Here is a 16,930-nt window from a genome sequence, read left to right on the forward strand (position 1 = left end):
GGGTCAGCGGTGGTTCAACAGAAGGGGGGGCAAAAGGTCAAGCCTTTTCCCCCGGGGCGCCCGGCGTCATTCGGCCGCGCGAAGCTTTGGCGGGGTCGCGGGATCGGCCGTGCCGGCCATCAACCCCGCGAAATCGAACAAGGTCGGGTCCAGAAGATGCGAGGGCTGCGCCTTCATCAGGGCACGGAACATGATCTGGCGGCGGCCGGGATGGCGCGCTTCCCACCCGTCCAGAAGCTGCTTCACCTGCTGGCGTTGCAGCCCGTCCTGCGATCCGCACAGGTCGCAGGGAATGATGGGATAGTTCATGGCCGTGGCAAAGGCCTCGCAATCCGCCTCGGCCACGAAGGCGAGGGGGCGGTGCACGAAAAGATCCCCATCCTCGTTCAGAAGGCGCGGCGGCATCGTCGCCAGCCGTCCGCCGTGGAACAGGTTCATGAAGAACGTCTCGAGGATGTCGTCGCGGTGATGACCCAGCACGACGGCCGAACAGCCTTCCTCGCGCGCGATGCGGTACAGGTTGCCGCGGCGCAGGCGGGAACACAGCGCGCACATGGTCCGCCCCTGCGGGACCTTGTCCATCACCACCGAATAAGTGTCGCGGTATTCGATCCGGTGGCGCACACCCATCTTCGTCAGGAATTCGGGCAGAACGGTGGCGGGGAAGTTCGGCTGCCCCTGGTCCAGGTTGCAGGCCAGAAGGTCCACCGGCAACAGGCCGCGCCATTTCAGTTCGGTCAGAACGGCCAGAAGGGTGTAGCTGTCCTTGCCGCCGGACAGGCAGACCAGCCAGCGGTCGCCGGGCGTGATCATGCCATAGGTGTCCATCGCGTCCCGCACCTCGCGCACGAGACGCTTGCGCAGCTTGCGGAACTCCGTCGTCTTGGGGGCGCCGTGGAACAGCGGGTGGATGTCGTCGGCTTCGTCCAGCATCAACGTTTCCTTTCGGGCACGGGGTCATAGCCGGAACCGCCCCAGGGATGGCAGCGCGCAAGACGGCGCAGCGTCAGCCACGACCCGACGACGCCACCATGCTTTTCCAGCGCTTCCAGTGCATATACGGAGCAGGTGGGCTGAAAGCGGCAGGCATGCCCGATCCATGGGGACAGCAGCAAGCGATAGGCCCGGACCGGCAGCGCGGCCAGATGGGCCAGCGGCGTCACTTGTGGACCTGGCGCAGGGCCAGCCGCAAATCCTCGCGCAGCGCCGCGAAGTCGCGCGTGGCGGTGGTGCCCGGACGGCCGACCAGAACGTAATCCCAGCCGGGGCGGCCGGCCTCGGTCAGCACAAGGCGTGCGATCTCGCGCAGCCGGCGCTTGGCGCGGTTGCGGGCCACGGCGTTGCCCAGCTTCTTGGAACAGGTGAAGCCGACCCGCATCGGGCCGTCATCGTCCCGCGCGCGGGCCTGCAGCAGAAAGCCCTGCGCCCCCTGCCGCCGTGCCTGCGCCGCACGAAGGAAATCCGCCCGCTTTGCCAGGATCTGCATGATAACCTCCGGACATGACAAGACCGCCGGTGTCTTGCGAACCGGCGGCGTCGTCACGTCATCGTCCTGAAGGATCAGGCCGACAGCTTGGCGCGGCCTTTGGCGCGACGGGCGTTCAGGACCGAACGGCCACCCTTGGTGGCCATGCGGGCGCGGAAGCCGTGACGGCGGGCGCGAACCAGGTTTGACGGTTGAAACGTGCGCTTCATTGCGAAACTCCATAAGACGGACTTGCCCGAGTGCCGCTTGTGGGATTCGGACGTCATATATTCGAAGCCCGCCTCATAAGCGGACATGGTCCCCAAGTCAACCGCCGCGTCGTTCTGCCCTTTGAGACGGCGCGCAGGCGGATTATGTAGTGACCGCATCGCCAGGGTGCCATTCGGGGTTGAAACGGTGAAGATCGGACGATCAGGCTTTCTGAATTCCCTTTCGGGCCGTTTCCTCATGCTGACGGTGGCCTTCGTCCTGCTGGCCGAGGTGCTGATCCTCGTCCCCTCCATCGCGCGCTTCCGGCAGGATTTCCTTCAGATGCGGCTGGAAAAGGCGCAGCTGGCCAGTCTTGCGCTGCTGACCACGGATGCGACCATCTCCCCCCAACTGGAGAAGGAGTTGCTGGACAATGCCGGCGTCTACAACGTGGTGCTGCGGCGCGACGCGGTGCGCCAGCTGGTCCTGTCTTCCCCCATTCCCCAGCCCATCGACGAGACGTTCGATCTGCGGATGATCAGCCACGCCGCCCTGATCCGCGACGCGCTTCAGGATTTCGCGGACCCGACGAATCGGGTGATCCGCGTGATCGGCAACCCGGTCGAGCAGGGGGGCGACCTGATCGAGGTGGCGATGTCCACCGCACCCCTGCGGGCGGCGATGATCGACTACAGCCTGCGGATCCTCGTGATCTCGGCCGCGATCTCCATCGTGACGGCGGCGATCCTGTTCATCGCGGTGCAGAAGCTGATGGTCCTGCCGATCCGTCGCCTGGTCGCCTACATGGCCGTCTATGCCGAGGCGCCGGAGGATGCGCGCCGCACCATCCAGCCCAACACCCGCATCAAGGAGATTCGCGAAGCCGAGGAGGCGCTGAAGTCAATGCAGACGCAGCTGACCGGCAACCTTCGCCAGAAGGAACGTCTGGCCCAGCTGGGCGGGGCGGTGGCCAAGATCAGCCACGACCTGCGCAACATCCTGACCTCGGCCCAATTGTTCGCGGACCGGATCGGCAACAGCGTCGACCCGGTGGTGGCGCGATCGGCGCCGAAGCTGGTGAACTCCATCACTCGCGCGGTGTCGCTGTGCGAAACGACCCTCGCCTTCGGCAAGGCCGAGGAGCCGCCTCCGTCGATGACGCGCTTCTCCCTTCGCATGCTGGTGGACGAGGTGCTGGAGGCGGAGTTGCCCGAGGACGGGCCCGTCGCGCCGGTTCTGGACGTGCCGGCGGGGCTGATGATCCGTGCCGACCGCGAACAGCTGTATCGCGTGCTGTCCAACCTGCTGCGCAACGCACGTCAGGCGATCGAGGCCACGGCCGAACCCGGCAACATCGAGGTGGCCGGCGGTGAGGCGGACAGCGAATGGTGGATCCGCGTGGGCGACACCGGCCCCGGCCTGCCGCCCAAGGCGCGCGAGCATCTGTTCACCGCCTTCCAAGGCGGGGCGCGCAAGGGGGGCTCGGGCCTGGGCCTTGCCATCGCGTCCGAACTGGTGCGCGGCCATGGTGGGCGGCTGGATCTGCTGAACTCCGGCGAAACGGGGACCGAGTTCCTGATCCGCCTGCCGAAGGGCGAAACCCTCGGCGATGTGTGATTTTTTCCTTCATCGTCATTTTCCCCTTGCGGACCCCCGCACCTGTCGGTAAATCGCCTCTCAACGGACCCGTAGCTCAGCTGGATAGAGCATCAGACTACGAATCTGAGGGTCGGGCGTTCGAATCGCTCCGGGTCCGCCATCCCTCTTTATTGCATGTCAGGCAAAAGCGACTTTCGCGTCAGATTTCTGACCCAAGCCGTATGTGTAAGGGGAACGTCCGTTCGAGCTTGGCAAAGCAACAAACGAAAAGAGCCCTGAGCGGTCATTCGCAGAGGCCCTAACCTTTGAGGATCTTTTTCCAAGCGACGATGAGCACTACGACGCCGACAGGTAGCCAAGCAAAAAGCACGACTACAAGCGTCAGCCACTCAGGCATCATGGATGACAGCAGTGGGGGGAGTAGCGTGCAAGTGGCGAAGAATGCGAGTCCAGCGATAATGCCCGACATCATCGGGTTACGGCTGAACGTGTCCATGAGGCGCATGCAAACCGTATGAAAGTAGACGCTGAACATTCCGAGGCGGCTCCAGTTGAAGGAATCTGAACACCCTACTACCATCGACCATTTGCTTTGTCTCAGGAGCCGCCACGAGGGCTAGGGACGATAAGAGCCCATTGCGGACGTTGACGTCAGGCTTCATCAGCCTGCATCTTCGCAGCCGAGACAGTGTCAGGAACTGCGGATATTAACGGCCGGGAAGGATGCAATGGCGGATTTTCTTGATAACCTAAGTGATGAAAACATAAGCGGCTTTTTGGTTGGCGCAGGATCTGGCCGCGGCTCAGACTACATCAAAGCCGCAGATCTGATGAAGCTGCTTCCGTTGTTCGACGAGCGCCGTCAGGTTGTTACTGCAATGGAGGTGCAAGATTCTAAGCACCTACGTCTTGATTACAGCATCGTAGGGCAGGACGGGGAGAGAGCCTGGCACCCGCAACAGGACCCGTTGGTATCACGGCGTTTGTTCATCGAGAAGATGACAGCAATGACACAAGATATGAGCGCTAACTTTTGGTGTCAGATCTGGCTTGATGACTTTCCAGAAATGACCAATCACGACCTTTGCACGTCAACTTCGGGGGTCTAGCCAACACAACCCGATTAGGATCGCTCAGAGCCCGAAGCGGTCACTGGCCCACGTCTCGGGCCAGCAGCTTCCGGAAGTCTGCTCAATCTTCCGACGGAAGCAGGTCGGGGTTCCAGACGATTTCCCAAAGATGCCCATTCGGGTCACGAAAGTAGCCCGCGTAACCGCCATAGAAGGTGTCCTGCGCCGACTTTATCACCGTGGCACCCGCCCGCGACGCAGCCGCCATGACCTCATCAACCTCTTGTCGACGCGTCACATTGTGCCCGATGGTAACGGCGGTCGGGCTGACCGGCTGCATCGGCAATCCGGTATCATGGGCTATATCGACTTGCGCCCAAAGGGCGAGTTTCAGCCCCCCCGATAAGTCGAAGAATGCAACCGCGCCATGTTCGAACTCCTGACCGACGATACCCTTCGTCGGCAGTCCGAGCCCGTCACGGTAGAAGCGAACCGACCGCTCCAGGTCAGCAACCCCGAGCGTAAGAACGGAAATCCTGGCTCTCATTTCGTGCCCTTTCTATCGGCCCCTGCATCGTGCAGACGCCCTGATAGTCTTGGGCCGTTGGCTTGCAACGGAAGGACCCGACACGCGGGGGCCGGGCCAACCTTCCCGAGCCTAACCTGTTTCAGACCGGCAAAGACTAAGCCTGGCTTTCTGAGCGGTCAATGTCCGCTTCGTCCCATTCCATGCCATTCCTGCGGGCCACAGGCCCGCCACGGGCGCGGGTCCGCTCATGGGACGAAGCGGTCATTCGCTGCGCCGCAGAATGCGCAGAGCATTGTCGTGGCGTCGTCACAGCGTCAGGAGCAGCAGGAAGATGCTCGCGCAGATCAGCGCGATGCCCGTCGCTCCCCGCCATGTCAGCCGCTCGCGGAAGACGAGGAACGACCCGATGAGCGTGAACGTCATCTCGATCTGGCCAAGCGCGCAGACGTAGGCGGCGTTCTGCAGGGCGAAAGCGAAGAACCAGAAGAGCGCCCCCGGCGTCCGGTCATTCCGACCCAGACCGTCCGGCGCCATGTCAAGAAGACGCGAGCAGCTCCCTCGTCTCGGACATGGAGAGGCGCTGCCCCCGCTGCCGCCGACCTGGCTGAACGTGTATCTGGCCGAAGGTCCGGCCCGGCCAGCTGCGCAGGACTTTATGAGGTATCTCCAGCGGACCGCCTGTGATTGGCTCCATGGCTGCCTGCGCAGCCTCGTTCTTATATCGCATCAAGAGTATTGGGCCAAATTCGAAAGGATGACCGCCTCGAATCCTTGATCCGAGCCTTCGCGCGGTGAACGAAGAGCCATTTTCAGCCCCGCCTTTTCCGCGATGGCGGCGACGATTGCGAGCCCGAGGCCTGAACCGGCCGTGCGCGAGCCCGCCCGTTCGAAGCGGCGGGTCAGGTGGTTAAGGGCTGCTGACGGCACGACCGCCCCGTCATTGGCGACATGCAGCGTGCCGTCGACGTGCAGCCGAACGGATGGGTCGGTGCCATGGGTGGCGGCGTTCTCGATCAGGTTGCGGGCAAGGATGGCGAAGGCATCGGGGTCGATGCGCAGCGGCACCGGCGCATCGGGAACATCTGCCGTCAGACCGAAATCGGCGGCGACCAGGCGCAGGATCGGGGCGACGTCTACCGGTGGCGCGACGTTCTTCGCGTGTTCGGCCCGTGCCAGTTGCAGCAGTTTCTCGGCCAGCCGGACCACGCGCTTCAGTTCGGTTTCGGCCTTCTCGGCACGTTCGCGCAGCGGGCCGTTCGAGGCGTCGCGTAAAAGCTGCACATGCGCCAACGTTGCCGCGATGGGCGTGCGCAGCTCATGCGCGGCGTTTGCGGAGAAGGCTTTCTCCGCCTCCAGCGTCTCGGACAGATCGGCCATCAGGCGGTTCATTTCGTCCCGCACGGGTCCGACTTCCGTGGGCAGGTCGGGCGTGCTCAACGCGCGAAGATCACCCGGGCTGCGGCCCGCGACCTCGGCCGACAGGGCGGCCACGGGGCGCAGACGGCGGTTCGTGAACCACTTGATCCCCAGCAGGCACAGCGGCAGAAGCGCCAGCGCGGGCAGGATCAGCGCGGTCATCACGCCAAGCAGCGCCTCGCGCCGTTCCTGCAGCGGGCTGGCGATGTCCAAGGCCGTCCCGCCCGAGATGCGCACGAAATGGCGCTGATCCCCAATGGTGCTGAACCCTTCGGGCGCCCCCACGGCGAAATCGGCAGGGTCCGCTTCTTCCGAATACCGCACGCCATCGGCGTCGCGCAGCGCCCATGTCAGCAGTGCCTCGGCCCGTGACGGAAAATCACCGGTGCCCTGCATGGCCATGAAGGGCAGCAGGCGGTCAGTGGTTTCCTCCATCAGGCTGTCATAGACCTCGTCTAGTTCCTCGCGCACGATCAGGGTCGCGCCCAGCATCGCCACGATCCACAGCACCGTCAGCCCCGCGCCAAGGCCAAGCGCCAGATCGCGCCGCAGGCTTCGCGCCTTCATCGCGCCACCCGATAGCCGAGACCGCGCAGCGTCTCGACACTGCCCTTGCCCAGCTTCTTGCGCAGGCGGCTGATATAGACCTCGATCGTGTTGCTCTCCACCTCGGCATCAAAGGAATACAGCCGATCCTCCAGCCGGGCCTTGGACACCACGCCGCCCCGCGCCTGGACCAGCGTCTCGAAGATGATCCATTCGCGTTGCGACAGTTCGATCGCTCCCTCGGGGCCGATGACCGACCGCCCCGCAAGATCCACCTCCAGGCCCGCGACACGAAGATGCGGGTTCGGATCACGCGCATAGCGCCGCGCCACGGCCCCGATGCGGGCCGTCAGCTCGGACAGGTCGAACGGTTTCACCAGATAGTCGTCTGCCCCTGCGTTCAGCCCGTCGATCCGGTCGGTGATGCGGTCCATCGCGGTCAGGATGATGACGGGAACCGCGTTCCGCGCCTGCCGCATCTGTCGCAACAGATCCAGCCCGTGGCCATCGGGCAGCATCATGTCGAGAAGCACCAAGTCGTAGGTCATCGTGGCCAGTAGATCGCGCGCGGTCGCCAGATCCTCGGCCCAGTCGGGCAGATGACCGTCGCCCGTGATGCGGTCGCGCACGGCGGGGCCAAGGCCCGCGTCATCCTCGATCAGCAATACCCGCATCCGGTCCTCCGCCGCGCCAGCATAACCCCTGCGGCGGCGAAGGCCAGCGTTCAGCTTGGTGTCAGCTTCGGGTGCGATGAGGCGGCATGATGTATCGCAAGCTCCTCCTTCTCGCCGCCTTGTGCCTTGCCCTGCCGGGCGGGTACCTGGCCAACCTCCAGATAAACGGCAACTTCCACCCGGTGCTCGAGGGCGTCGCCTACCATTCGGCCCAGCCGACGGGCGACGATTCGGATCGCTGGGTGGCGGAGAACGGTATCCGCAGCGTCATCAACGTGCGCCGCGAACATGTCGGCACCGCATTGTATGACGCCGAGGTCGCGGCCTCGACGCGATTTGGCATCGCGCACTACGATCTCGGCATGTCGGCCGGCAAGCCGCTGTCGCAGGACCACGCGGCCGAGCTTGTGGCCCTGCTGCGCGCCGCCCCCAAGCCGGTGCTGATCCATTGCAAGTCGGGGGCGGACCGCACCGGCCTCGCCTCGGCGCTTCTTCTCTCGACGCTTGGCGATGACGAGGATGCCGCCGAGGCGCAGATCTCGTTCCGCTACGGACACATTTCAATGCCCCACACCGCCGCATGGCCGATGGACCAAAGCTGGGAAGCGTTGGAGCCATGGCTTGGCTATTCATCCTGAGGGTTCCATGACCGCAATGATCGCCCGCCCGTTCAACCAGAGGATCCGCATTGCCGGATTGCGCCTTGCCGTGCTGGCGCTCGTGCCGGTGCTGCTGTTCAGCGCCCCCGCCGTCAGCGGCCTGTCCGCCGCGCTGTTGCATGGCGCGGGGATCCTGTGCATCGTCGCGGCGCTGCTGGGGCGGTTCTGGGCGATCCTGTATATCGGCGGGCACAAGAACCGGACCGTGATGCAGGACGGTCCCTATTCGATCTGCCGCCATCCGCTTTACTTGTTCTCGACCATCGGGGCAGTCGGGTTCGGGTTGATGCTGGAAAGCGTGACGCTGACGCTGCTGGTGGGAGGCATCGTACTGGCGATCCTGACCGCAACAGCCGCGCGCGAGGAGCGCGACCTGCGCCGGATGTTCGGCGGGGCTTATGATGCCTATGCCGCGCGGGTGCCGCGCATCATGCCGGGCCTGTCAGGGTTTTCGACGCCGCAGCGCGTGACCTTCGACACCGGAACCCTGCGGCGCAACACGCGTGACGCGATGGTGTTCCTGTCCCTGATCCCGTTGGCCGAGGCGTTGAACTGGCTGCACGCGGCGCACCCGCTGAGCGGTCTCGCGCTTTGGTGATGTCAGACGCGTTGTGATCTCCCCGCGTCCAGTGAATGATCCGTCCTGATGCAGGTTCTTCTGATCCTCTTGCGCGCGACGACGATTGCGCTTGTGCTGCTGACTGCGACGGGCGGGTCCGGCGCAATGGCCTGCGCAGATATGCCGGATCACGAAAAGGCCGTCTGCACCTCGCACTCGTGTTGCGCCTCGACGCCCGAACGGCTGGAGATCGTGCAGGCGGTCCGCGTTGTGGTGTTCCCGTGGCCGGTGCCGGAACCACACATTCTGCCCTCGGCCACGACCGAGCCTTTGTTCCGGCCCCCGATCACCCATGTCTTTGTCTGAACCCGTTTTCAAACAGGAAGAGATGACATGAACATTCTGAAACCCCTTGCCGCGATCCTGCTGATCGCCGGCCCCGCCGCCGCACAGGATCACTCCGGACACGCGATGGAGGGCGCGATGTCTGCCTACATGGCGACGATGGACACGATGATGCGATCGATGGAGGGTATGGAAAGCACCGGGAATCCCGATGCGGATTTCCTGCTGATGATGATCCCGCACCACCAGTCCGCCATCGACATGGCCGAGGTGGAACTGGAACACGGCACCGACGACGAAACGCGCGAGATGGCGCAGAAAATCATCGACGCCCAGAAGGACGAGGTCGCCGAGATGACGGCGATGCTGGACCATATGGGCGTCGAAATGCCCGAATAAACGGATGGGCCCGCTCATCGCGGGCCTCTCTTCAACAGAGGGGCAGGAACCGCTTCGCTCCTCCTGCAGCTCGGCGATGGCGGAGGCCATCAGCCGAGGAGCGGATCACGGCCACCGGCCTCGTCATCATCGGTGTCTCGGGGACGGTGGCGCTGACGAGGCTGGACCTTTCGCATTTCTACGTCTCGCTGATCCTGCTGGGCCTGGGCTGGAACTTCAGCTTCATCGGCGCAACCGCCATGGTGGCCGCCGCCCATGACGAGGCCGAGCGCGGCCGAGCGCAGGGCCTGAACGACTTCATCGTCTTCGGCACGGTGGCGGCGGGCTCGTTCTTCTCGGGGGCGCTGCTGCAGGCCTCGGGGTGGAACGCGATCCACCTGCTGATCTTTCCGGCCATCGCGCTGGTTCTGGCGCCGCTGGTCTGGCGGATGCGGCGGCGCTGACCTTCAGCCCGGCTTAAGGTTGGGGGGCGATGCGGGTTTGGCAACGAACGAGGCAATCGCATGACCATCCCCCGCCGCACCCTTCTCCTGACCGCGCTCGCCGCGCCCGCGCTGATGTCCACGCCGCTGCGGGCGCAGGTCGCGGGCCCGCGCGCCAACATCTCCAGCTTCCAGATGCAGGATTGGCGCGGCCATTTCGACCACATCGGCAAGGGGGCGATCCTCGCCGACCTCACCTCGCGGGCGCTGCACTACTGGGGGGCGGACGGGGCCTACCGGCTCTACCCCAGCTCCATCCCGATGACCGAGGACCTGACGAAGCGCGGCTATACCGAGATCGTGAGGAAGCGAGAGGATCCCGACTGGCGGCCGACCGCTTCGATGATCGCCGCCGACCCCTCGCTGCCGCGCTACGTCCCGCCGGGACCGCAATGTCCACTGGGCACCCGCGCGATGTATCTGGGCTGGTCCGCCTACATCATCCACGGCACCCATGACACGAGGAAGATCGGCCGGCCCTCATCCTCGGGCTGCGTCGGGCTTTACAACGAGCATGTGGAGGAGCTTTACGAGTTGGCGCTAGTCGGAACGCAGGTGCGGCTGCTCTGAGGACATCATGAGGCTTCTGATCGTCGAGGACGACCCCGTGCTGCAGGACGGGTTGAGGGTGGGGCTGGGCCTTGCCGGTTTTTCGTCCGAGGTGGTCGAAAGCCTCGCCGACGCCCGCGCGGCGCTGGCTGCGGGCGGCTTCGACGGGGTGGTGCTGGACGTGATGCTGCCCGACGGCTCCGGCCTCGACCTGCTGGCCGAGTGGCGGGCGGCGGGGGTGGCGCTGCCGGTGCTGGTGCTGACCGCGCGCGACCAGGTCGCCGAACGCATCGCGGGGCTGGACCGCGGCGCCGACGACTACCTTGGAAAGCCCTTCGACCTGGAGGAGCTGGCGGCCCGCCTGCGCGCGATCCTGCGCAGGGCTGAGGGACGCGCCGCGCCGGCACTTGAATGGAACGGGCTGATCCTCGATCCCGCGCGCATGGCCGGCCGCCTGCGGGGCGAAGCGCTCGGCTTCTCGCATCGCGAGTTCACGATCCTGCACGCGCTGATGGAGCGGCCGGGCGCGATCCTGGGCAAGCCCGCGCTGGAGGAGCGTCTCTACGGCTGGCAGGAGGAGGTGGAAAGCAACACGGTCGAGGTCCACATCCACAAGCTGCGCGGCAAGCTGGGCGCGGCCTTCATCGAGACGGTACGCGGCGCGGGCTACCGGTTGGCCGCGCCATGATCTCGCTTCGCCTGCGCATGTTCGCGATCCTGATGGCCGCCACCTGCGCGGTATGGTTGTCGGGCATCGCCTGGATCCACCACTCGACGGCCGCCAAGGTTGACCACGTGCTCGACGCGCGGCTGGCGGAGGCGGCGCGGATGGTGTCCTCGCTGATCTCGGACAGGCGGATCGACGTGGAGGCCGCGGTCGCGCTGGCCACGTCCTCCGAGACGGTGGCGGGCTATTCGCGCCAGCTCTCCTGCCAGATCTGGCGGCTGGACGGGGCGCGGCTGGCAGGATCCACCTTCGCGCCCGAGGAACGGCTGGCCGAGGCCGATGGCTTCGGCACCAACACCGTCGACGGCACCGAATGGCGGGTCTTCTCGGTGACCGATGCCGAGCGCGGCGTCCGGGTGATGATCGGCGACAGCATGGCGATGCGCGAGCGGCTGATCGCGGACGTGACGCACGGGCTGATCCTGCCCTCGCTCGCCATCTTGCCGGTGCTGACCGGGCTGATCTGGCTGGGCCTCAGCGGCGGCCTTCGCCCGCTGCGCCGGCTCGCCGGCGATCTCGCCGCGCGCGAGGCGGAGGAGCTGCACCCCCTCGACCGCCGCCTGCCGTCCGAGCTGACGCCGGTCCGGGGCGCGATGAACGACCTCTTCGCCCGCGTCGAGGCCGCGCGGGAGCGCGAGCGCAGCTTCACCGCCTTCGCCGCGCACGAACTGAAGACGCCGCTCGCCGGGCTGAAGACCCAGGCGCAGATCGCCGCGCGCGGCGACGAGGGGCAGCGCGCCCGCGCCCTGTCGCAGATCGAGACGAGCGTCGCGCGCACCGACCGCCTCGTGCGGCAGCTTCTGGACATGGCGGCGGTGGACGCGCGGCGCATGGGCGAGGATCACGCCCCGCTGGCGGCGATCCTGAGGGACTGCGTGCAGATGACGGAGGCGCTGGCCGAGGCGAAGGGCGTCAACGTCCGCGTGGAGGCCGGACCCGCGCCGCCGCGGGACCGCCTTCTGCTGGGGGCGGCGCTGCGCAACGTGCTGGAGAACGCGATCCAGGCCTCGCCCGCCGGCGGCACCGTCCGGGTCCGCGCCGACGCGCGCCGCATCGAGGTCACCGACAGGGGCCCCGGCATCCGGGCCGAGGACCGCACCCGCATCACCGAGCGCTTCTTTCGCGGCAGCCGCCCGAAGCCCGGCGGCAGCGGTCTCGGCCTCGCTATCGCCCGCACGGCGATGGAGAAGATGGGTGGAGAGCTGCACCTGGATCCCGCGAGGGGTGGCGGGGAGAGGGTGACGCTCCGGCTGGGTTGACGGCGGCCAGTGCGCACGAAGACTGTCTACGAGCGTTAGTAGCGCGCAACTCGATCGACTACGCGACCAGAGAACATCTATGATGATGCTGCGACAGCATCATCAACATCTGGAGCGAATGGCGGCTCAGGGCTCTTCCAGTCGAGGACGGGACGAGCTGCCGTCAGCCCACCCCGACACGCGCGAGCCAAGCTCGCACCAGGATGGCATCTTCATTACAAAATGCCCAACTGTGCCCGGCATCTGAGATGCGCAGGGTGACTCGAGCCTGCACTGGGCGTGTCCTGTCCAAGGTCGAGGAGCATAGCAACAAACATAGACGAAAGAAAACGGCCACAAGGGGAATAAGGATCGCCTCCGCTACGTCTGAAACACATGGACGCCGATATCCGAAGCCTGCTGCATTTACTGCTCCGCTTGCGCCGTTACGCGCAGGTGCTGACGAAGAATGTCCACGATGCCGAAGAATACGATATCACGATCGTCTGAGATGGGTCAGCATATGGATAACCATGGCGTAAGGATTGCATACGGAACAGACATGGGTTTGGTGGGACCAACGGCGCTGTCACTTTCATCAGCCATTCAATCGACTCCTGATTTGGCCAAAGTGGATATTCTTAGCGTCTCTCTTGACTCCAAAGCCACCGATCTACTGCGGCGGATTGCCGATGATCGCGGAATAGCTATCCAGTTTCATCCACTGAAAGACGATGCCTTTGGTAGCGCCCGACATAAAGGTCGTCATGTCCCCAAAGCTGCGTTAGCACGTCTTTTCCTCCCCCATCTGATGGAAGGGCGAGTGCTATACATAGACGGAGATACATATGTGCGTCGTGATCTTGCTGAAGTCTACGGCATATCGATGGACGGGCATTTGATTGGTGGGGTGCGGGACTCTGGGTCCCTTCATGCCCTGCACCGTATCTCACGTGGCAAGACGTGGTCTCATCTCGAAGAGACTGCGAAGATCGTGGCGCCTTCTCCTGTGCACAGCTACATAAACTCCGGCGTCTTGTTGATGGATTGTGGTGCGATCCGAAATGAAGGATCCCTCGCAGAGGGAATGCTCAAATTCGAACGCGCGATAGGATACCGGACAGTAGATCAAGACTTCATCAACGAGCTATTCCGTGGCCGGATTAAACACCTAAACCCTGCTTGGAATTCATCATGGGGTCGCGCCTCCCTTCAAAGATCTTGGGCAAAAGACCATGGCTGCAGCGGCGCCGAATTGAAAGAAGAGAAAGATGGCATCTACCACTTTCATGGTCCACTAAAGCCGTGGCATTCTTTGCCGAGGGATAAATGGAAACGTAGCATCTACGCTGTGGCAATTTACAAGGCCGCGCTTTGGTCGTTCCGTCGGAGATACCCAGAAGCCATCTTCACCTGAAGGAAGAGAAGGCCTCCCCGTCCTCGACAAGGAACGACCGGCCTACGGGGCCGACGACTTCCGGAGATACTACGCCAGCAAAGCGGACTGCGGCACCTGCGACCTCAAGGCCCGCTGCACGCCAAACCAGGCCACGCGCACGATCTCCCGCCACCGCCATGAGGCCGTCCGCGACAAGGTCCGGGCCTTCGCCGGAACCGACGCCTACCTCGAGAGCACGCGACGGCGGAAGAAGGTCGAGATGCTCTTCGCCCACCTCAAGCGCATCCTGCGCCTCGGCCGCTTGCGCCTGCGCGGCCTGAACGATGCCAAGGACGAGTTCCATCTCGCCGCGACCGCCCAGAACCTCCGCAAACTGGCGAAACTTATCTGGATCAGGCAGCAGGTTGCTGAGGGGAACGCGCGGCCCGATCTTGATGCGAAATCGTCGCAGGATCTAGGACGAGTTTTTCAACACAATTGGGAAATTGCGGTCGTTCAGCGTTCTGTCGACCGAAGACTCATCGGCAGCTATCAAAGGAGTATGCGGATCATTCCGGCTTCATCGAACCTCGGCCTTAGCCACGGTGAGACCCGCCCTTTCCATCGAACCGCATCCCAACTTAAGCGGAGAACATCATGATTTCACCCTACACGATCAACATCTCTGAGGAACGGCTCTCCACGATCAGGGACAAGGTCGAGGCTTATGATTGGAGCCAGCTGCCGGATGCGGGGGGCTGGTCGGCGGGGGTCGGAGTTGGTGATCTTAAGCGGCTCGCCGCGTATTGGCGGGATAGCTACGACTGGCGTGCGGTCGAACGGCGCCTCAATGCACTCCTCAACTTCACGGCCGACGTGGAAGGCGAGCGCCTCCACTTCGTTCATGTAAAAGGCGACGCCTCCAAGCCGCCCGTCCTGCTTCTCCACGGCTGGCCGGGCTCGTATCTCGAGTTCGAGCGGCTGTTGGAGCCACTCGCAGCGGACGGGCACGATGTCGTCGTCCCCTCGCTTCCCGGATTCGCGTTCTCCAACCCGAACACACGCCCGATCGGCCCGCGGCGGGCTGCTGCGCTTGTGCATGGGCTGATGATCCAACTGTTCGGCGACACGCGGTATTTCGTTCAAGGGGGCGATTGGGGCCACGCCCTCGCGGCATGGGCAGCGCATGATCGCCCGGACGCTCTGCTCGGCATCCATATCAACATGATGACCGTGCGTGCGGAAGATGCCGCTCCGACGACCCGCGAGGAGAAGTCCTTCGCCGACAAGCGGGCCGCGATTGCTGATCAGGAGAGCGCCTACTTTCGCGAGCAAGAAACCTATCCGCAGACACTCGGCGTCGCGATGGCCGACAGCCCGGTCGGAGCGGCAGGCTGGATACTCGAAAAGTTCGGCAAGTGGGCCGATCTTCCGAGAACCGCCAATGGCGACCCCGACATCTGGAGCAAGTTTTCCGAGGAGGAACTCCTCACCAACATCATGCTCTACATCGCGCCGGCATCGTTCGTGACTGCCACCTGGATCTACTATGGCAGCCGGCTTGAGAAGTCGCGGATGCTTCCGGCCGGCACCCGCATCCAGGTGCCGACCGGCGTTGCGGCTTTCCCCGATCCTATGTTCCCGCCGCCGCCGCGCTCGTTCGCGGAGAAGACCTACAACATCGTGCAGTGGACCGACATGCCGCGGGGCGGCCATTTCGCCGCGCTGGAAGAGCCGGAACTGATGCTGGCCGACCTGCGCGCCTTTATCGCGGAGGTGTCGGGAGCGCGCGCCTGAAAGTGAAGATCTCCGTTTCCGATGCGCGGTGCGTGGGGTGCTGTCAAACCAAATGCACCAGTCGGTAAGGAGAGCAGGAGAGAGCGTCTTAGTGCCTCGCCTGAGCAAGCCAGGCAGCTTGTTTCACCGGGTAGCAAATGTCCGGTTTGGGCTCCGAACGTCGATGCTGGTCGGAAGCGCCCGGTGTCGGCTGGGCAGTCGAAGATGGGAGATTGCGGACGTTGCCGAGATTGTCCTCCGAGGCTAAACATTCGCCCCGTGGGGGGAACATGAGCACACAGATCCATATCCGGCCCTTGGCACCTGAAGACTACAGTGCAGTTGGCCGCATCTTCTTCTGCGCTGTGCATGAGGGCACAAGAACCGCCTACAGCTATCAGCAACGGCTTGCTTGGGGCGGAGACGCGATTGACCTTGATCGCTGGAAAGCGCGGGTCAAAGCACTTGGCGGTTTTGTCGCGGAAGCGAACGGCGAGCCAATTGGATTCATTACCATCGACCGCACAGGATATGTCGATCTGGCTTTTGTGCTACCTTCAGCGAGCGGCAGGGGCGTAGGCCGAACCCTCCTAAACGCCGCAGAAGATTGGGCCAAAGACAATGGAGCGACAAAGCTCACAACCGAGGCCAGCTTGGTCGCACATCCCTTCTTTCTAAGGCGCGGGTGGGTCATGGTAGAAGAGGAGCATGTAGAGCGGCAGGGCGTCGTCCTGAAGCGTTAAAAAATGCAAAAGGATATTGCCTGACTTTCCGCGAATGACGGCTTCTGGCTCGCACGACGATCTTGGGACAGAACGGACAGCGGCATATGATGCCGAAGCGGAAGGATGCCGAGGGAGCTTTGAAAATGGAGCTTACAGACGAAGATGTAGACGAGCTGCGTATGCTCGAAGAATCCCTATGGCGTGCAGAGACACGTTTCGACCCCCAGTTGATGGATCGAACTTTCGCTGACGGCTTCATAGAATTCGGTCGCTCCGGTCGTCGTTACGAGAGATCTGAAATGATGTTCGAACAGACCTCAGATGCGAAAATTGAGGCGAAACTTCCTCTCACTGACTATGCTTTGGCCTTCATCGCTCCGAATGTTGCTTTGGCAACTTATACAAGCGAAGTGCGCCATACCGGCACCATCGAAAGGGGCCGTCGCTCATCGCTTTGGATAAAGAATGAAGGCCAGTGGAAGCTTCGCTTCCATCAGCGAACACCGTTCTGAATATCCTTGCCCTTAGATGAAAGCCTAAGTCGCAGGTCTCGAATGACGGCTTCGGGCTCTGGACGACGATCA

22 protein-coding genes, 1 tRNA gene and 1 pseudogene are annotated in these 16,930 nt (G+C 63.8%); 16 read left to right on the plus strand and 8 right to left on the minus strand.

Annotated features, from left to right (window positions below; genetic code table 11):
- Positions 1 to 66 precede the first annotated feature (66 nt).
- From ttcA to rpmH, 4 genes are all read right to left on the minus strand, one after another.
- Positions 67 to 933, minus strand: coding sequence for a tRNA 2-thiocytidine(32) synthetase TtcA (ttcA, locus tag ACSHZY_RS05075; protein WP_435166302.1), 867 nt, complete (start codon positions 931 to 933; stop codon positions 67 to 69).
- Positions 933 to 1,163, minus strand: coding sequence for a membrane protein insertion efficiency factor YidD (gene yidD / locus ACSHZY_RS05080; protein WP_435166305.1), 231 nt, complete (start codon positions 1,161 to 1,163; stop codon positions 933 to 935). Before yidD ends, ttcA begins: the two co-directional genes overlap by 1 nt.
- Positions 1,160 to 1,486 (minus strand): ribonuclease P protein component, encoded by a 327-nt coding sequence (gene rnpA / locus ACSHZY_RS05085; RefSeq protein ID WP_435166308.1) that lies wholly within the window; start codon positions 1,484 to 1,486, stop codon positions 1,160 to 1,162. The genes yidD and rnpA overlap by 4 nt, the downstream gene beginning before the upstream one ends.
- 74 nt (positions 1,487 to 1,560) lie before the next feature.
- Positions 1,561 to 1,695: a 50S ribosomal protein L34 gene (gene rpmH, locus ACSHZY_RS05090; protein ID WP_435166311.1), complete on the minus strand. Its 135-nt coding sequence runs from the start codon at positions 1,693 to 1,695 to the stop codon at positions 1,561 to 1,563.
- Between the two features lie 238 nt (positions 1,696 to 1,933).
- Here rpmH and ACSHZY_RS05095 point away from each other — a divergent pair, with 238 nt between their 5' ends.
- From ACSHZY_RS05095 to ACSHZY_RS05105, 3 genes are all read left to right on the plus strand, one after another.
- Positions 1,934 to 3,292 (plus strand): sensor histidine kinase, encoded by a 1,359-nt coding sequence (locus ACSHZY_RS05095; protein ID WP_435166314.1) that lies wholly within the window; start codon positions 1,934 to 1,936, stop codon positions 3,290 to 3,292.
- Between the two features lie 65 nt (positions 3,293 to 3,357).
- Positions 3,358 to 3,434, plus strand: a tRNA-Arg gene (locus ACSHZY_RS05100).
- Between the two features lie 568 nt (positions 3,435 to 4,002).
- Positions 4,003 to 4,383, plus strand: coding sequence for a hypothetical protein (locus tag ACSHZY_RS05105; protein WP_435166317.1), 381 nt, complete (start codon positions 4,003 to 4,005; stop codon positions 4,381 to 4,383).
- 82 nt (positions 4,384 to 4,465) lie between these two features.
- Here ACSHZY_RS05105 and ACSHZY_RS05110 read toward each other — a convergent pair whose 3' ends face one another.
- The 4 genes from ACSHZY_RS05110 to ACSHZY_RS05125 form a co-directional block, all read right to left on the minus strand.
- Entirely contained in the window at positions 4,466 to 4,891 is a 426-nt protein-coding gene (locus ACSHZY_RS05110) for a VOC family protein (protein ID WP_435166320.1), read from the minus strand.
- A 288-nt stretch (positions 4,892 to 5,179) separates the two neighbouring features.
- The gene (locus ACSHZY_RS05115; protein ID WP_435166323.1) at positions 5,180 to 5,407 is read right to left on the minus strand and encodes an EamA family transporter; all 228 of its coding nucleotides are present in this window, start codon (positions 5,405 to 5,407) and stop codon (positions 5,180 to 5,182) included.
- 192 nt (positions 5,408 to 5,599) lie between these two features.
- Positions 5,600 to 6,856: a sensor histidine kinase gene (locus ACSHZY_RS05120; protein ID WP_435166326.1), complete on the minus strand. Its 1,257-nt coding sequence runs from the start codon at positions 6,854 to 6,856 to the stop codon at positions 5,600 to 5,602.
- The gene (locus ACSHZY_RS05125; RefSeq protein WP_435166328.1) at positions 6,853 to 7,509 is read right to left on the minus strand and encodes a response regulator transcription factor; all 657 of its coding nucleotides are present in this window, start codon (positions 7,507 to 7,509) and stop codon (positions 6,853 to 6,855) included. Before ACSHZY_RS05125 ends, ACSHZY_RS05120 begins: the two co-directional genes overlap by 4 nt.
- Before the next feature lie 89 nt (positions 7,510 to 7,598).
- Between ACSHZY_RS05125 and ACSHZY_RS05130 the strand changes: the two genes are divergently transcribed.
- The 13 genes and pseudogenes from ACSHZY_RS05130 (at position 7,599) to ACSHZY_RS05190 (ending at position 16,858) form a co-directional block, all read left to right on the plus strand.
- A complete protein-coding gene (locus ACSHZY_RS05130; RefSeq protein WP_435166331.1) occupies positions 7,599 to 8,147 on the plus strand; it encodes a tyrosine-protein phosphatase in 549 nt (182 codons plus the stop codon).
- Between the two features lie 7 nt (positions 8,148 to 8,154).
- Entirely contained in the window at positions 8,155 to 8,766 is a 612-nt protein-coding gene (locus ACSHZY_RS05135) for a methyltransferase family protein (RefSeq protein ID WP_435166333.1), read from the plus strand.
- Positions 8,767 to 8,814: 48 nt separating this feature from the next.
- Complete coding sequence (locus ACSHZY_RS05140) at positions 8,815 to 9,093, plus strand: hypothetical protein (protein WP_435166335.1); 279 nt, start codon at positions 8,815 to 8,817, stop codon at positions 9,091 to 9,093.
- A gap of 27 nt (positions 9,094 to 9,120) precedes the next feature.
- Positions 9,121 to 9,471: a DUF305 domain-containing protein gene (locus ACSHZY_RS05145; RefSeq protein ID WP_435166338.1), complete on the plus strand. Its 351-nt coding sequence runs from the start codon at positions 9,121 to 9,123 to the stop codon at positions 9,469 to 9,471.
- Positions 9,472 to 9,575: 104 nt separating this feature from the next.
- Positions 9,576 to 9,914, plus strand: coding sequence for an MFS transporter (locus ACSHZY_RS05150; protein ID WP_435166925.1), 339 nt, complete (start codon positions 9,576 to 9,578; stop codon positions 9,912 to 9,914).
- 60 nt (positions 9,915 to 9,974) lie between these two features.
- The gene (locus tag ACSHZY_RS05155) at positions 9,975 to 10,523 is read left to right on the plus strand and encodes a L,D-transpeptidase (RefSeq protein ID WP_435166341.1); all 549 of its coding nucleotides are present in this window, start codon (positions 9,975 to 9,977) and stop codon (positions 10,521 to 10,523) included.
- Positions 10,524 to 10,530: 7 nt separating this feature from the next.
- Complete coding sequence (locus ACSHZY_RS05160) at positions 10,531 to 11,190, plus strand: response regulator (protein ID WP_435166344.1); 660 nt, start codon at positions 10,531 to 10,533, stop codon at positions 11,188 to 11,190.
- The gene (locus ACSHZY_RS05165; RefSeq protein WP_435166347.1) at positions 11,187 to 12,488 is read left to right on the plus strand and encodes an ATP-binding protein; all 1,302 of its coding nucleotides are present in this window, start codon (positions 11,187 to 11,189) and stop codon (positions 12,486 to 12,488) included. The genes ACSHZY_RS05160 and ACSHZY_RS05165 overlap by 4 nt, the downstream gene beginning before the upstream one ends.
- A 502-nt stretch (positions 12,489 to 12,990) precedes the next feature.
- Positions 12,991 to 13,884, plus strand: a complete 894-nt coding sequence (locus ACSHZY_RS05170; protein ID WP_435166928.1) for a glycosyltransferase family 8 protein — start codon at positions 12,991 to 12,993, stop codon at positions 13,882 to 13,884.
- A 67-nt stretch (positions 13,885 to 13,951) separates the two neighbouring features.
- A pseudogene (locus ACSHZY_RS05175) lies at positions 13,952 to 14,254 on the plus strand (transposase); the annotation flags it as partial.
- Between the two features lie 248 nt (positions 14,255 to 14,502).
- The gene (locus tag ACSHZY_RS05180; RefSeq protein ID WP_435166350.1) at positions 14,503 to 15,642 is read left to right on the plus strand and encodes an epoxide hydrolase family protein; all 1,140 of its coding nucleotides are present in this window, start codon (positions 14,503 to 14,505) and stop codon (positions 15,640 to 15,642) included.
- A gap of 269 nt (positions 15,643 to 15,911) precedes the next feature.
- Positions 15,912 to 16,364, plus strand: coding sequence for a GNAT family N-acetyltransferase (locus tag ACSHZY_RS05185; protein ID WP_435166353.1), 453 nt, complete (start codon positions 15,912 to 15,914; stop codon positions 16,362 to 16,364).
- Between the two features lie 89 nt (positions 16,365 to 16,453).
- Complete coding sequence (locus ACSHZY_RS05190) at positions 16,454 to 16,858, plus strand: DUF4440 domain-containing protein (RefSeq protein ID WP_435166356.1); 405 nt, start codon at positions 16,454 to 16,456, stop codon at positions 16,856 to 16,858.
- The last annotated feature ends 72 nt before the right edge of the window (positions 16,859 to 16,930 follow it).

Origin of the sequence: Falsirhodobacter sp. 1013 (assembly GCF_051195255.1) — a bacterium.
In the GTDB taxonomy this organism is placed as follows: domain Bacteria; phylum Pseudomonadota; class Alphaproteobacteria; order Rhodobacterales; family Rhodobacteraceae; genus Falsirhodobacter.